15 protein-coding genes are annotated in these 12,951 nt (G+C 41.5%); 5 read left to right on the top strand and 10 right to left on the bottom strand.

The features are described from left to right. Positions 1 to 46 precede the first annotated feature (46 nt). The 4 genes from RIC88_RS19495 (at position 47) to dinB (ending at position 4,522) form a co-directional block, all read left to right on the top strand. Entirely contained in the window at positions 47 to 952 is a 906-nt protein-coding gene (locus RIC88_RS19495; RefSeq protein WP_350219254.1) for an AAA family ATPase, read from the top strand. A 112-nt stretch (positions 953 to 1,064) separates the two neighbouring features. Further along, positions 1,065 to 2,282: a hypothetical protein gene (locus tag RIC88_RS19490; RefSeq protein WP_350219253.1), complete on the top strand. Its 1,218-nt coding sequence runs from the start codon at positions 1,065 to 1,067 to the stop codon at positions 2,280 to 2,282. 286 nt (positions 2,283 to 2,568) lie between these two features. Beyond that, a complete protein-coding gene (locus tag RIC88_RS19485; protein ID WP_350219252.1) occupies positions 2,569 to 3,363 on the top strand; it encodes a pilin in 795 nt (264 codons plus the stop codon). Positions 3,364 to 3,445: 82 nt separating this feature from the next. Continuing rightward, positions 3,446 to 4,522, top strand: coding sequence for a DNA polymerase IV (gene dinB / locus RIC88_RS19480; protein ID WP_350219251.1), 1,077 nt, complete (start codon positions 3,446 to 3,448; stop codon positions 4,520 to 4,522). A gap of 182 nt (positions 4,523 to 4,704) precedes the next feature. Here the strand turns inward: dinB and RIC88_RS19475 are convergent, their stop codons facing one another. The 7 genes from RIC88_RS19475 to RIC88_RS19445 all read right to left on the bottom strand — a co-directional run bounded on the left by RIC88_RS19475 (position 4,705) and on the right by RIC88_RS19445 (position 9,729). Continuing rightward, on the bottom strand, positions 4,705 to 5,748 hold the full coding sequence (locus RIC88_RS19475; RefSeq protein WP_350219250.1) for a saccharopine dehydrogenase family protein: 1,044 nt from the start codon (positions 5,746 to 5,748) through the stop codon (positions 4,705 to 4,707). Positions 5,749 to 5,751: 3 nt separating this feature from the next. Further along, complete coding sequence (locus RIC88_RS19470; RefSeq protein ID WP_350219249.1) at positions 5,752 to 6,987, bottom strand: DEAD/DEAH box helicase; 1,236 nt, start codon at positions 6,985 to 6,987, stop codon at positions 5,752 to 5,754. 78 nt (positions 6,988 to 7,065) lie between these two features. After that, complete coding sequence (locus RIC88_RS19465) at positions 7,066 to 7,776, bottom strand: cell division ATP-binding protein FtsE (RefSeq protein WP_350219248.1); 711 nt, start codon at positions 7,774 to 7,776, stop codon at positions 7,066 to 7,068. Between the two features lie 9 nt (positions 7,777 to 7,785). After that, positions 7,786 to 7,989 (bottom strand): fructose-6-phosphate aldolase, encoded by a 204-nt coding sequence (locus tag RIC88_RS19460; RefSeq protein WP_350219309.1) that lies wholly within the window; start codon positions 7,987 to 7,989, stop codon positions 7,786 to 7,788. Between the two features lie 51 nt (positions 7,990 to 8,040). Then, positions 8,041 to 8,697: a fructose-6-phosphate aldolase gene (gene fsa / locus RIC88_RS19455; protein WP_350219247.1), complete on the bottom strand. Its 657-nt coding sequence runs from the start codon at positions 8,695 to 8,697 to the stop codon at positions 8,041 to 8,043. Positions 8,698 to 8,870: 173 nt separating this feature from the next. After that, the gene (locus tag RIC88_RS19450) at positions 8,871 to 9,020 is read right to left on the bottom strand and encodes a hypothetical protein (RefSeq protein WP_350219246.1); all 150 of its coding nucleotides are present in this window, start codon (positions 9,018 to 9,020) and stop codon (positions 8,871 to 8,873) included. Positions 9,021 to 9,087: 67 nt separating this feature from the next. Beyond that, positions 9,088 to 9,729: an NUDIX hydrolase gene (locus RIC88_RS19445; RefSeq protein WP_350219245.1), complete on the bottom strand. Its 642-nt coding sequence runs from the start codon at positions 9,727 to 9,729 to the stop codon at positions 9,088 to 9,090. 74 nt (positions 9,730 to 9,803) lie between these two features. Here RIC88_RS19445 and RIC88_RS19440 point away from each other — a divergent pair, with 74 nt between their 5' ends. Then, positions 9,804 to 10,517 carry a DUF8737 domain-containing protein gene (locus RIC88_RS19440; RefSeq protein ID WP_350219244.1) on the top strand — a complete coding sequence of 238 codons (714 nt, stop codon included), beginning with the start codon at positions 9,804 to 9,806 and terminating at the stop codon, positions 10,515 to 10,517. On the opposite strand, the gene RIC88_RS19435 is transcribed toward RIC88_RS19440, so the two are convergent. The 3 genes from RIC88_RS19435 to RIC88_RS19425 all read right to left on the bottom strand — a co-directional run bounded on the left by RIC88_RS19435 (position 10,502) and on the right by RIC88_RS19425 (position 12,942). Next, the gene (locus tag RIC88_RS19435) at positions 10,502 to 11,521 is read right to left on the bottom strand and encodes a tetratricopeptide repeat protein (protein ID WP_350219243.1); all 1,020 of its coding nucleotides are present in this window, start codon (positions 11,519 to 11,521) and stop codon (positions 10,502 to 10,504) included. The genes RIC88_RS19440 and RIC88_RS19435 overlap by 16 nt on opposite strands. A gap of 62 nt (positions 11,522 to 11,583) precedes the next feature. Continuing rightward, positions 11,584 to 12,330 carry a head GIN domain-containing protein gene (locus tag RIC88_RS19430; protein WP_350219242.1) on the bottom strand — a complete coding sequence of 249 codons (747 nt, stop codon included), beginning with the start codon at positions 12,328 to 12,330 and terminating at the stop codon, positions 11,584 to 11,586. An 81-nt stretch (positions 12,331 to 12,411) separates the two neighbouring features. Beyond that, positions 12,412 to 12,942 carry a thioredoxin family protein gene (locus tag RIC88_RS19425; RefSeq protein WP_350219241.1) on the bottom strand — a complete coding sequence of 177 codons (531 nt, stop codon included), beginning with the start codon at positions 12,940 to 12,942 and terminating at the stop codon, positions 12,412 to 12,414. Positions 12,943 to 12,951: the final 9 nt, after the last annotated feature.

Below are 12,951 nucleotides of genomic sequence, written 5' to 3'. Positions count from 1 at the left end.
TCATGAATGAAGATGAACTAAAATTGCAGCAAACAGTTAATCTATAATGGCAGAAACTACACACTGGACCGGATCTGAAAAATACCTCTGCGATCCGGAACTGGCACAGGCATTTCACATGGCACGCACACTCGGGATGCCGCTACTTATTGAAGGTGAACCGGGTACAGGTAAAACAGAACTACCGATTCACTATGCAAAAGATCGGGGACTTGATATTGAGGTATATCCTGTTGGATCTAAAAGCAATGTAGAGCAGTTTGTTGCAAGATTTGATCATGTGAAATATTTACGAGATTCACAGATAGAAATTCTCAATGCCCAACGTGAAGAAAAAGGGCTGCAGAGTAGACCTACCAATAATCGAAATCCTGAGAATCTGTCTGATTATGTAGTGAAAGGACCAGCTGCTATTGCTTACAGTAAGCCAAACTCTGTTTTGCTAATCGATGAAATTGACAAAGCCCCTCGGGAGTTTCCGAATGATCTGCTATATGCTTTAAGTCATCGTAAATTTATCATGCCTGAATCCGGTGAGATTATTGAGGCGTCTGAGAAAGATATGCCTGCAATCGTGATCACATCAAATAGAGAACAAGAGCTTCCTACGGCATTTAAAGGAAGGTGTATCTATCATTACATTCATTTTCCTGAAAAGGATGTAATGGAAAAGATCGTAGCGAAACATCACCCCGGAGTAGATGAAAAAGTGGTGAAAGTAGCCCTGGATGTATTTTACCACCTTAGAAGATTGGGACTTGAAAGAGCTCCTACCACCAGGGAAATTCTGAATTGGTTAAAGTATATGAGTGACATAGCACCTAAAGAAGCCATAGAGAAAATAGAAGGACTAGAAGGAATTGGTGCATTGATTAAAACACAAATGGACATGGAACGTGTTAACCGAATGATTGGTGCGGATAACAATTTGGGAAGTCCATCATGGAATTAAAAGTCGTCCCACCACATTGAGTGGTGGGACGACTATGAAAAATTTTGAAGCCCTGTGGTCCCCCGCCTTTGCCGCAGGCAGGCTCAAGGGGACAATTGAATAGAAAATTTAAATGTTAAGCTCACTCCCACATGCATTTCGAAAACATGGTCTTCAGGCTGATGTAAGAACCTTGCTCATTTTGAGGAAGGCGATGCAGAAAGGATTGGTTAAAACCCTGGGAGATCTTCACAATACCCTAAAAGGAATTGTGGTAAAGGAGCCTACAGATATTGGTCCCTTCACTAAAGCATATTACGAATACTTTTTGCATGTCCCGATAGCTCCTGGTCAGACACTAGAAGATGCGATCTTACGATCGGAGACCTTTCAAAAATGGAAGACCCAATACATTGATGAAGCTGACAAAGATGTTGACCTTACCGAGGAAGATTTGGTCAATACGTTTCTGGATCAGGTGCACCTCACATCCTATGACATCAAGGAAGTGATCAATGGAAAAGAAATCTGGGATAAGGACAATCCGGACCTTGAAGATGGAGACCCTCAGGAAATAGACGGACAGCCAGTGGAAAGGGTATTGGATAAAATGGCTGACTATTCTGATCTGACACTGGAAGAGCTATTGGAACGAATGGAAAAGGTGAAAGACCAGCAACGCACCAATCACAGCGGCGGTAGTCATTGGATTGGCACGGGTGGAATTTCCCCTTATGGACATGGTGGTGCTGCTAAAAGTGGAATCCGCGTAGGTGGACAAGGTGGTGGTCGGATGGCACGGAAAGTTATCGGTGACAAAAACTATTATCCGGTGGATCGGGATGCGCTACTGAACGACAATAATGTAGACGCTGCACTTGCCTCTATCAAAGGGGTTATTGAAGAGAGCGCTATAGAAAAGCTGGATATACCACATACGATCAAGTCGGGGCTCAAACGTGGAGGCCTATTTATCCCGGAGGTTTCCAGTGAGAAAAATGAAGAATTGAAGATTATTGTCCTGATCGATAATGGTGGGTATTCTATGTCTCCATATGTTCGAACTGTCCAGCAGCTATTTCGCAAAATGAGAACGCGATTCGCTCACGACCTGGAGGTATACTATTTTCACAATACTATCTACGATCGGGTCTGGATTGATGAGCGTAGGTCTAAATACATTTCGGTTGAAAAGCTGCTGATGCACAATAAAGACTACCGGGTATTTTTCATCGGAGATTCTGCCATGGCGCCTTATGAACTAAGCGCACTGAGCATCCGAAACATTCAGGCAATCGTAAAGAAATTCAAAAAATCTGTGTGGCTAAACCCCGAACCACTGAAGTACTAGCCAGGCACCTACACCATTCAGGCGATGAAACAAATCGTGCCCATGTTTCCTCTTACTCCGCACGGCATTGAACGGGCGGTGCGCGAGATGAATACCAAGAGCACTGGAGGCTGAGTCATGCCCCCTTCTGGCCTTAGCGTCTCGCTGCTAAGTGCTTTCGGATTTGCAGCCCGAAAGCATTGTACAAGCAAAGGACAGACAAAGTCTTTGTTGTAAATCCAGTCATACTTAACTATATTGGTTTATAGTACACACCTGATCGCTTATTGTTAGCTATATTATACAGATGGAAGTTATTTCTAACATAATCAATTGGTTTGGCTTAGTATATGTAGGCATTCCATTATTAGCCATTGTCATTTTAAGCATTTATTTTATTTGGGGAGGAAAAATATCCAAGGAGAATCTGGAAAAGCTAATAGAGATAAGCAAATGGTACATCGTCTCAGTGGCAATTGTGTTTTCTGCCAAAACCATCGAGGCAGGATTTACCGAACGAGAGGCAGGAATTAAAGAAATGCAAGTGTATGATAAATATGTTGCTACGATTTTAGAAGCTGATAATATAGAAACCAGATGGAAGCTTGCTCAATATTTCTCTACCGTAACACCGACCGAACGACTTAGAGATAGATGGATTGCATATAAAGATACGATTAAGTCCGACTACAAAAAATTCAAAGAATTAGAAGAAACAGAAAACAAACTACTTAGTCAAGCTACCTTAACTCAAGAAGAGCAACAAAAACTAAATACTGTCCAGCAAGAAAAGGCAACTTATGAGAGAAGTTTATTGGAAATAAATGTTGGTAGATGGGTCATTGTATTTACAGGAGATACTAATCTGCAAGAATCTGAATATGAACTAAATAATCTCAAAAATGCCGGAATTGAGAATCCAAAGATTTTCTACCGTGGAAATTACTTTCGAACTATTTCGAAAATATTCACTTCTAAAAGTGAGGCAGCAGCATATTTGGACGCCCATAAAAGTAAATTGAGAAGTGATGTATATATCGTGAATTTGGATAAGTGGTGTCCAAACGAGCATTTCACCGATAAGTATTATACCTGTGAATAAATAATCTATTTATACTTAATCTAACATTTACTAGATCACTAAGTGACATAGGGTTGTCATTTCCCTGTTTTACTTTGCACAAGTGGAGCATCGTAAGATCATACATGTGGATATGGATGCATTTTATGCTTCTGTGGAGCAGCTGGATAACCCGGAGCTTATAGGCAAGCCTGTGGCTGTTGGTGGTAATTCGCAGCGCGGCGTTGTTGCAGCTGCCAGCTATGAAGCCCGCAAGTATGGCGTGAAGTCAGCCATGCCCTCCGCAAAAGCAGCTAAGCAATGTCCACATCTCATCTTTGTGCAACCTCGCTTCCACAGATACAAAGAGCTATCAGCACAGATCAAAGAAGTGTTTTTTGAATATACCGACCTGGTGGAGCCACTCTCCCTCGATGAGGCATATCTCGATGTAACGGAGAACAAGATTGGACTGAACTCGGCTACACTTATCGCTAAAGAGATCAAGCAAAAGGTTAAAGAACGAACAGGGCTCATTGCCTCCGCCGGAATCTCCTACAATAAGTTCCTTGCCAAAACTGCCTCGGACATGGACAAGCCAGATGGCCTTTACGTCATCCTACCGGTGGATGCAGAGGAGTTTGTGGCTAAGCTACCTGTACATCGCTTTCACGGGATCGGGAAAGTAACAGCAGAGAAGATGGTAATGGCAGGAATCTTTACCGGAAAGGATCTACGCAAAAAGTCCCTGGAAGATCTGAAACTACGATACGGCAAATCAGGTCAGTACTACTACAACATCTGTCGGGCAATTGATCCTCGAAAAGTACAACCTACGAGAGATACCAAATCAGTCAGCGCAGAGCGTACCTTCGAGGACAACATTTATGAATGGGAGGATGTCATCGAGGAGATTGAACGGATCGCGCACATCTCGTTTGAGCGCTATAAAAAAAGTAAAGCTGAGGATGGACATACCATCACCATCAAAATCAAATATGCGGATTTCCAACAGATTACCAGAAGTAAAACGGAGGATCAGGCCATCAATGAAGAAGAGGTTTATGTCCAGGTAGCCAAATCCCTCTTTACGGAACAACTCTTAAATGAAGAAGGGATACGATTAATCGGAGTTGGTATTTCGAATTTTAAGAAAGATGAGGAGCCGGAAACTCCTAGTCAGCTGACGTTAGAGTTTTGAGCTGTTTTGTTGAGATTCCCATGCCTCATTCGTACCTCATTCGCAAGGGAATACGGCAAAAACGCTCTCCCTATTCCCTTGGGAGATCATTCCCATAAGTAATGATCGAGTCATGGGAATCACTCACTAAGCTCAGATTTGAGCCATTATATAACAGTTTTGTAGAATAATGCTTTTCAGCATTACAAATACTCACATCCTGCGATCTCAAGAATCAACCCTTCCCCATAAGCTGAAGATGGAGTCTGAAAACCAGGCTTGATGTCTCCGTTTAATATCTTATTGGCAATCAGTACAGAGGTGAGAGCAGTAAGCGTATAGCCGTTCGGAGTAACTAGCCTTGCTTCTAATTTCTTATTTCCATCACTCACCTGACCCCACAAATACATGTTTGATTCCTTTCTCCTCTTTCCTTTGGGCCCATCCGGTCGCTTGTCCATTTGGTTCATCAGAAAATTTTTAATGGTTCGAGACCGAAGCATAAATGATAACCTCATGGCACGTTTCACTTTTGAAAGCTGCTGCTCTGTAGTTCCTGAAAACACTTCAATGTTCGGGATTCCGGTGCTGTGATAGGCAGTGGAAATATCACCCCAGGAAATCCCCATGGATATCTGCTTGAATGAACCATAGTCAATTTCCATGGCAGACTTTCCCATTGGAACACCTTCATAGTCTCCATCTCTTCGCCTGGTCTGCGGCTCACCCAAATTCTCAATCATGGTTTTGGCTGTACCACGTGAAAGCTTTCCTCCCTTGCTGACAAAAGCAAGCTTTAAATCGGTAGCAGAAGGTAGTTTATTGTGTAGGTGCTTGGCTAGGCAATCCGATGGAACTACATCAAAACCTACACCTGGAAGCAGCATCAAGCCTTTCTCTTTTGCTTTATTTCCGTACTCTTTTATTAAATCAAAAACCTGAAACTCGCCCGTAATATCCAGGTAATGTGTATTGGTAGCTAAGCATCCCTGAACCATCGCTTTGGCAGTGTGTATGAATGGACCGCCACAATGAATCACTACATCTCCTCTTCGCAACCAGTTTTCCAGCTTTTCCCTGTTTGAAACTTCAAACACGTCATATTCCAGACCATGTTTGTTGGCAAAAATCATGGCCTTTTCCGGACTTCTACCAGCAATAATGGGTTTTATTCCCTGTTTCAGACAAGCTTTTACAATCAATCGCCCTGTATATCCATAAGCACCATAAATAAGGAGGTTGTTCATTGTTTACTTGCGTTTTGGATTTTTATTTCTTCTGAAATTTTTGGGCTTTGAATTTGATCGTTTAAAGTTCTTCTTTTTTGTAGACGGAGGCAAGTCTCCTTGCTTTTCTGTTGGTTCAAACCCCTCCATCACCTCCTTTGGTATCTGCGTATCAATCAATTTTTCAATGTCTCGTAAATACTCCATTTCATCTAAACTAACCAATGACAGTGCAATCCCACTCGCTCCTGCCCTTCCTGTTCGTCCAATCCGATGCACATAATCTTCAGGCACATTGGGCAATTCGAAATTGATCACATGTGGCAATAAAGGTATATCCAAACCCCGTGCCGCAATGTCTGTTGCCACCAAAACTCTTACATTTCCTTTTTTAAATCCATCCAAAGCCTTGGTTCTGGCTCCCTGGCTCTTATTTCCATGGATGGCTGCAGCACTGATGTCTGCTTTCACCATCTTTTCTGCCAATCGGTTTGCTCCGTGTTTGGTACGGGTAAATACCAGCACCTGCTGCCATCTTCCTCCGGCAATCAAATCAAGTATCAAATCAGTTTTTCGATTCTTATCTACACGGTATACTTGCTGGTTGATTTTTTCAACGGTCGTGTTTTCCGGAGTTGCTTCCACATATTTTGGTTGGCGCATAAACTCATTTGCCAGACGTTTGATCTCTCTGGAGAAAGTAGCTGAAAAAAGAAGGTTTTGTCTCCTGGGCGGAAGCTTATCCAAAATGCGATTGATGTCTCTTTGAAAGCCCATATCCAACATTCGATCTGCCTCGTCCAATACCAGTATTTCAACCTTATGTAAAGAAAGTGCCTGCTGATTGTATAAGTCGAGTAATCGTCCCGGTGTGGCGATTAGGATGTCCACTCCGTTTCTCAATGCCGCTATTTGGGGATTGGCTTTTACCCCTCCAAAGATTACTGCAGATCTGATGTCCATGTAAGCCGAATAGGCTCTGACGTTATCATAAATCTGTGCTGCTAACTCTCGTGTAGGAGTAAGGATAAGTGCTCTCACCGGTCTTTTGCGATAAACTTCTCCATTGGATAAAAGTTGAAGAATAGGCAAAGTAAACCCGGCCGTTTTTCCTGTTCCGGTTTGTGCTGAAGCCAGCACATCATTTTTCTCTAAAATAATGGGGATAACCTTCGATTGTATAGGTGAAGGTTCTGAATATCCTTTTTTACTGATTGCTTTCAGCAGGGGTTCGGACAAACCCAATGAATTAAATGTCATAAAGATTGTTTAAAGAAATAGCGATACTTAGTGCCATTCCTTATGTCTGACAAAGGTACGCCGAAAAAAATAGGGAGATTAAAACCAACCGCTCAGTTCGAATTTTTCTTTGGAAGAATCAAGTATTCTTCCTTTCTCACATTTCAAAACTCTATGTGGAAATCTTTCGATGAATTTATGATTGTGAGTCGCCATCAAGACGGCTGTCCCGCTGTTGTTGATCTCTTCGAAAAGTTTCAAAATACCGTCACTTACATCAGGGTCCAGATTACCAGTCGGCTCATCTGCGAAAAGAATTTGAGGTTCGTTTATCATAGCCCGGGCAATCACCACACGCTGCTGCTCCCCGCCGGAAAGCTGATGTGGCATCTTGGCTGAAATAGCTCCGAGTCCAACCCTCATCAAAACTTCGGCTATTCGGTTTTTCATCTTAGCCGGCTCTTTCCAGCCAGTTGCTTTCATCACAAAAGTCAGGTTCTCTGCAACTGATCGATCGTAAAAAAGTTCAAAATCCTGAAAGATGATGCCAATCTTTCTACGAAGGAAAGGAACATCTTTGGACTTTATACTACTGATGGGATAGCCAACTACTTCTGCATGACCTAACCTCAAAGGCAAGTCAGCATATAATGTCTTTAAAAGTGAGGATTTTCCGCTTCCTGTTCTGCCGATCAGATAGACAAATTCTCCTTTGTCAATGGTGAAATCTAGTTCACTTAAGACCGTATGATCTTCCTGAAAAATGGATGCATTGGAAACGCGAACGACGGGTTCTTCAGAAAAAGACATTTGATTTACTTATAACTCTAATTTTTGAAGTTTGCCGTATGGCAACTCTTTGATCAGGTTTTTAAGCTCCTGATCTTTCCCTTCAAGACCAAACTTATCCATACGTTTGAGCGGACGGTCGGTTCTGAAGTAAGCAACCAGTACAAAGTCCTGATCCCTGATTTGAATATAGTCAGGAATTTTAGCTTTTCCCTTCACCTTGATGATGTACATTTCTTCTAACTTAAGTAAATCTAATGCTTCCATCACCAACTACGTATTATCTTATTTGTTCGATTTTTTATAATCAGCTAAAAATTTCTCGAGACCTGAATCTGTTAACGGATGCTTAAGCAACCCTGTTATGACACTCAGCGGACAGGTTGCAACATCAGCACCAATTTCAGCACACTGTATCAAGTGCATATTATGTCTGATTGAGGCTGCTAATACTTCCGTTTCGAATCCGTAATTATCATAGATTCCTACAATCTGCTCAATCAATGCTAATCCATCCATGGATATATCATCCAATCGACCGATGAATGGAGAAACATAGCTTGCTCCTGCCTTCGCAGCTAGAATTGCCTGTCCTGCATTAAATATTAAGGTACAGTTTGTCCGAATTCCCGCAGCAGTCAAAGCTGAAATGGCTTTAACACCATCTTTGATCATTGGTATTTTCACGACAATCTTGTCGTCGATTTTAGCCAACTCTTTCCCTTCTGCTACCATTTTATCATACTCGGTAGCTATCACTTCTGCACTTACATTGTCGTCCACGATGTTGCAGATGTCTTTGTAGTGTTTCAGGATATTCGTCTCACCTGTGATGCCTTCTTTGGCCATAAGTGATGGGTTGGTCGTTACACCATCGAGTACGCCCAAATCCTGAGCCTCTCTGATTTCGTCAAGATTTGCAGTATCAATGAAAAATTTCATTTGTTAAGGAAGTTAGTTTGAGGAAAGAAAAAATGGCAAACGAAGCATCGCACCGCTACGACCGCCTACCCTTGCTACCGTCAGGTCCTGGGGGATTCAGCAGGAGCTGGTCGTACCCGTTTGCCGCTGCAAAATTAGTAAATAGATCAGAAGGAAGTAAGGATTATTTGGGATTAGTATTCATCAAGGTGGCGATAAAATCCATCTTCTTCCTTTAGTGATTCAGAATCATCATTTTCAACCGTATAATAATCCTCATTGATATCTAAACGATCATCAAAATCCGACATTGAGTCGTCATATTCTCTTTCAAAAGGTTCCATACTCAAAATTACTTGTCAAACAATGACGATCAATAACGTAAAAAGTTATGATTGGGTAATGAATATGTTACCGAACCGGATATTCTTTTAGAATTTCTACCAATTCACTTAACATCATTGCAGTAGCTCCCCAGACTGTGCGATCTTCCAAATCGAAATAGGGGCATTGTAGTTTATATCCATTCCTAACCACTATTTCCTTTTCTTTCAAACGACTAGGATCAATAAGATCACTGACCAGTGGGGTAACAATGTCTGCCACCTCTCGTGGTTCAGGAATGAATTTGGGATTATGATCCAGTTTACCAATGACAGGCAAGACCATGTAGTTGCTGGCAGCAACAAAAAACTCCGATAAACTACCTATCACCTCCACTTTTTCTTTACTTACTCCAATCTCTTCATGACTTTCCCTTAAAGCTGTATGAAATTGATCAAGATCTTCCTCCTCATATCTTCCTCCCGGGAGGGCCATCTGATCACTATGTATTCCATCGTAACTAGGCCGCTGAATAAGTGGGAATCGCACCTTTCCTTGATCTTCATAGAGCAAAATCAGTACACCTCCTCTGCGTGGCGGAGTGCTGTGTTTTAATTTTAAAGGAGCTCCATTTGCCATTTTTGGCTTCATTTTCTGGTGCGCAACGTCTCCGGGCATGGGCATTTGCACACGCTTCTCCAAGAATCCGGTCAGTTCATCGAAATTCATTTCGATGCAAATTAAGCATGACAGTTTGATTTCATTTTTTATTTATCTTGCTAGAAGCACCCTACTCATATCAAATGGAAGATGTCCCTGGATACGTAGCGGGAACGTTTATCGCCATCGTAATCGCCCTGCTAGGTTTTATATATTACGCTGTGAGCTATGCCACTCCGGGGAAGAAAAACATTACTTCTTCGCTTGTCATCACCATTCTGGTAGCCTGGATTTTTACTATTTGTGTTCTTGTGTTTGACGGATTCTATACAAACCTGTCCGGTATCCCCAGAATTCCGATAACCGCCGGCATTGCTTTTTCTTCCATCCTTTTCATTTTTATAATTCCCAGATCCAGAGCTGTAATCGCCAAAATGCCGATCACAACGCTTCATTATATTCATATTGTAAGAATTCCACTCCAAATGGTGCTATGGTGGCTTGCCATCTCAAAAGCTATGCCGATGGATGTCACTTTCGAAGGATCAAACCTGGATATTATTTCAGGAATTTCAGCACCGTTTGCAGCAGTTTTCCTTGTGGGTTCACGCACTCAGAATAGAATTGGGGCCATATTCTGGAACCTGATGTCTGTTGCATTGCTTTTCCTGTTTGTAAGAATGGCCATTGGTTATACGCCTTATTTCTACACCCCATCCCTAACAGATGTAGCCAATCTGGCTGTATTCTTCTTTCCTTATATACTGTTACCAACTTTCATCATTCCGGTACTGGTTTTCAGTCACCTTGTCTCATTATTGCAACTTTTCCTGAAAACCGATCAGTTACAATATTGATCCAGCATCTGCTGACTTTTTAACTCATTAAGATTCTTACCAATTTTCCATGAAGAACAGGCTGTTTTGGTATCTCCGAGCTTAAAATGTGCGTTTCCCAAATAAAAGTAAAGCTCATCTATAAATTCTCCGGTCGTAATTGCCCTATTAAAGAGATTGATTGCCTCTTTTAAATCACCCTTTTTCATCATATAAATCCCTTTATTCCGATAAGCCCAACCATTTTTAGGGTTTAGGACAATACTGCGGTTGATATCTCCAATTGCAGCATTGAGTGAATCCATTTGCAAGTAGATATAGCCACGGTTATTCAGAAAATACGGTTCGCCGGGAACGATATCCATTGCTCGATTGACTTCTGCCAATGAACCCTGATAGTTACCTTTTTCTAATTCTATTAAACTAAGAAGGCTAAATGCGTTGGCATCCTCAGTACTCAATTCCAAAACCCGATTCACCAGATTAATTGCCGTATCATACGCCTCTTTAAAGTAAAATATGGTAGCCATATTGATTAGCGTTTCCGGGTTTAATGGATTAAGGCTGTCAGCGACCTGGAAACTATTAAGTGCTTCATCATATAGTCTCATTTGGGTTTGAATCAACCCCTGATAGAAATAGACAAAAGATGAATCTCCTGAAATCTTCTGAATAGCATCAATATCATTTAACGCTTTTTCAAACTGGCCGATCTCCTCGTAAGCATAAGCTCTATTGAAGAGTGCATCTAAATAATCAGGCTGGATTGTTATTGCCTGATTGTAATCAAGGATTGCCTCGTAAGGATGGTCAGACTCAATTTTAGCTACTCCACGATTATTCAAAGCAGGTGCGTAATCAGGAGTTTCTTTTAAAGATTGATTGTAGTATTCAATCGCCTGGTCATAATCTCCCTTGTTTAGGGCATTGTTTCCCAGATTGAAAAATCGAGTTGTGCGTTCGTCAGAACTTTCGCACCCAAAGATTAAAATGGAAAGCGTTAAGAGTTGTAAGATGTTCTTCATTTGAGAGCATAAAAAAAGCCTGCACAAATGTATGCAGGCCATGAAGTGTTTTTTAGAAAAACTTAGGATTTCCTTACAGATCCACCACTGCTGGAGCTGGCATCTAAATAAGTAGGCGACCCCTTGTATCTTACAGAGCCACCACTACTCGCTCTTGCGTCCAATTTTTTACTGACATTAACTTTAATGCCTCCGCCGCTACTGGCACTTGCTTCCACTTCATCACTTTCCAGATCGTACCCATCATAATCTCCTGAGCTACTGGCCTGAATATCCTGTTTCTTTACAACACCTGATATTTCAATCTCTCCTGCACTGGATACTTCGGCATTTATTTCAATCGCCTCTATTCTTAATTTGGCATCTCCAGCACTCGAAGCATCTATCTCCACTTCATCAGCATTTTCGATACTAGCTTCTATATCGCCTGCACTGCTTACATCTATATCAAAATCACTTCCGTTAGCGTCAATCGTACCCTCTGCTGTTAATGATGCTGCTGAAGAGGCCGATATGGCGTTGATTGATTTGTAGGTCACATAAACATCTACATCAATGTTTCTGTGATTATTTCCCTCCAGATGTATTTTCAAACGACCTCCGCTCACTTCCGTAAGCACTTCATCAAGATCGTGACTGTCCGAGACAATTCTGGCTTCTTCTTTATCGCCTGCTTTGATAAAAACATCAATGCCTTCATGAGCTGAAATTTCTGAAAATGAAGATAAGCTTCTGGTTTCTTCTGATTGGGCTAATGCAGCACCTGCTACAAAAATTCCGAGTAGTGTTATTAGTAATGATTTCTTCATGACTTTTTATTTAAGAGTTAGGATGAGCTTTGTACTCAATATTTACTCATATAGATTCAAGAAAAAATCAAAGGTTGCAGATCAGAGTGAAGATTTGTGATTTTTCTTAAAATCCTCAAAGGCTGTCGTCTTGAAATGATCACCGCCAATGAATAGCAAAATGGGCTCCATTTGTTCCGGCTTAAGGTATCCGGCAATTGGTTGAATTATTCTCAATTCTTCATCCATAAAAACAGTTGTAGGGTAGCTTAGCTGGTTTCTGGTAAGAGCAGCCGCCAGTTCGTGAACTCCTCTTCTACCCTGCGCTACAAAATTAAATGTGTGTCCACGAAACTCTACCGATTCCTTTTGCTCAGCATTGAACTTTACCGGATAAAAATTTTCATTGATGTAATTCGCAATCTCTGACTTGCTGTAGGTTTTCTGATCCATCACTTTGCACCAGCCACACCAATCGGTATACAGATCAATAAGGAGTTTTTTAGGTTTTTGCTCATGCAGGGCAATGGCTTCTTCAAAAGTAAGCCAATTAACTTCAGCAACTTCTGGCTGCCCCCAGCTACCTAGTAAGAGTATAAGTACAGTACTTAAAAAAATTCGTAAAATCTTCATTGTAACCTT

Source organism: Ekhidna sp. (genome assembly GCF_040220215.1).
In the GTDB taxonomy this organism is placed as follows: Bacteria; Bacteroidota; Bacteroidia; order Cytophagales; family Cyclobacteriaceae; genus Ekhidna.
The sequence above is the reverse complement of the archived record's forward strand: the minus strand, read 5'-3'. Positions and strand labels throughout refer to the sequence as shown.

Excerpts from the sequence above, each read along its gene's own strand:
- RIC88_RS19440 (WP_350219244.1), top strand. The coding sequence starts at position 9,804 with ATGGAAGATGTCCCTGGATACGTAGCGGGAACGTTTATCGCCATCGTA.
- RIC88_RS19430 (WP_350219242.1), bottom strand. The coding sequence starts at position 12,330 with ATGAAGAAATCATTACTAATAACACTACTCGGAATTTTTGTAGCAGGT.
- RIC88_RS19425 (WP_350219241.1), bottom strand. The coding sequence starts at position 12,942 with ATGAAGATTTTACGAATTTTTTTAAGTACTGTACTTATACTCTTACTA.
- RIC88_RS19435 (WP_350219243.1), bottom strand. The coding sequence starts at position 11,521 with ATGAAGAACATCTTACAACTCTTAACGCTTTCCATTTTAATCTTTGGG.
- RIC88_RS19445 (WP_350219245.1), bottom strand. The coding sequence starts at position 9,729 with ATGAATTTCGATGAACTGACCGGATTCTTGGAGAAGCGTGTGCAAATG.
- RIC88_RS19470 (WP_350219249.1), bottom strand. The coding sequence starts at position 6,987 with ATGACATTTAATTCATTGGGTTTGTCCGAACCCCTGCTGAAAGCAATC.
- RIC88_RS19495 (WP_350219254.1), top strand. The coding sequence starts at position 47 with ATGGCAGAAACTACACACTGGACCGGATCTGAAAAATACCTCTGCGAT.
- fsa (WP_350219247.1), bottom strand. The coding sequence starts at position 8,697 with ATGAAATTTTTCATTGATACTGCAAATCTTGACGAAATCAGAGAGGCT.
- RIC88_RS19485 (WP_350219252.1), top strand. The coding sequence starts at position 2,569 with ATGGAAGTTATTTCTAACATAATCAATTGGTTTGGCTTAGTATATGTA.
- RIC88_RS19460 (WP_350219309.1), bottom strand. The coding sequence starts at position 7,989 with ATGTACATCATCAAGGTGAAGGGAAAAGCTAAAATTCCTGACTATATT.
- RIC88_RS19475 (WP_350219250.1), bottom strand. The coding sequence starts at position 5,748 with ATGAACAACCTCCTTATTTATGGTGCTTATGGATATACAGGGCGATTG.
- RIC88_RS19465 (WP_350219248.1), bottom strand. The coding sequence starts at position 7,776 with ATGTCTTTTTCTGAAGAACCCGTCGTTCGCGTTTCCAATGCATCCATT.
- RIC88_RS19490 (WP_350219253.1), top strand. The coding sequence starts at position 1,065 with ATGTTAAGCTCACTCCCACATGCATTTCGAAAACATGGTCTTCAGGCT.
- RIC88_RS19450 (WP_350219246.1), bottom strand. The coding sequence starts at position 9,020 with ATGGAACCTTTTGAAAGAGAATATGACGACTCAATGTCGGATTTTGAT.